The following is a 791-nucleotide window of genomic DNA, read 5'->3' as shown; positions in this document are numbered from 1 at the left end:
TTTCGCGCTATCATTCATTCAAACTACACCGCAGCCTTGAGATCGCAACATTCGCTCTGGGGCGTCTCCTACCGTCAACGGTCGAGGTCGGACGCTTACAGGCAGACTGATGAGGGCTGGAATCGGAGTGCTCCTTATCGGGGGGCTGACTATTGCCGGTGCGGCCGTGATCATTACGGCCTCCCGACAGGTGCCCGAGGTTCTTCAAAGCAAGCGTGACACAGGCATCATCTCGCTTGCTGCGGCTTCGCAGAGTCGCACGTTCCATCTCAACGACGGTTCGACCGTTATCGTGGATGCAGATAGCCGGGTAACGGTGCGGCTCGACGAGAGCAGCCGTCAGCTTAGGCTTGAGAAAGGGCGGGCGAGATTCGAAGTCACTCACGATGGAAGGCCGTTTACTGTTAGAGCTGGGAGAGGCAGCGTTCGGGCATTGGGTACGAAATTTGATGTGAGCATTCTGAATGATCAGTCTGTGCGAGTGGATTTGCTGCGCGGCTCCGTCGAGGTCAAAACGTCTTACAGATCGGGCAAAAGTCGGACCGATCAGCATGAGCGGTTGGCGGCAGGCGAAAGCGTGGAATTCGATGCCGACGGCGTCATGCAGAGTGTTGTGGTTCCTAGAAGTGTGGCATCACGCCTCTGGCCTGAGGGTCTCGTGACGTACAATGGAAAAGAGCTGGGAGCAGTACTTGAAGCGCCCCGGGTTTCCAGGAGGCTCCAACTTGTGAGAAGGAGCATCCGTTATGAGCAAGACAACCAACAAATTTTCACCTGAAGTCCGCGAGCGG

General features: G+C 56.4%; 1 protein-coding gene. It reads left to right on the top strand.

All coding sequences use genetic code 11. The annotated features are described in order from the left end of the window. Nucleotides 1–127: 127 nt before the first annotated feature. Nucleotides 128–778, top strand: coding sequence for a FecR family protein (locus ADT71_RS00055; RefSeq protein ID WP_054434058.1), 651 nt, complete (start codon nucleotides 128–130; stop codon nucleotides 776–778). The last annotated feature ends 13 nt before the right edge of the window (nucleotides 779–791 follow it).

It is taken from the genome of Novosphingobium sp. ST904 (assembly GCF_001298105.1).
Lineage (GTDB): Bacteria > Pseudomonadota > Alphaproteobacteria > Sphingomonadales > Sphingomonadaceae > Novosphingobium.
This window is presented reverse-complemented; position numbering and strand designations above follow the sequence as displayed.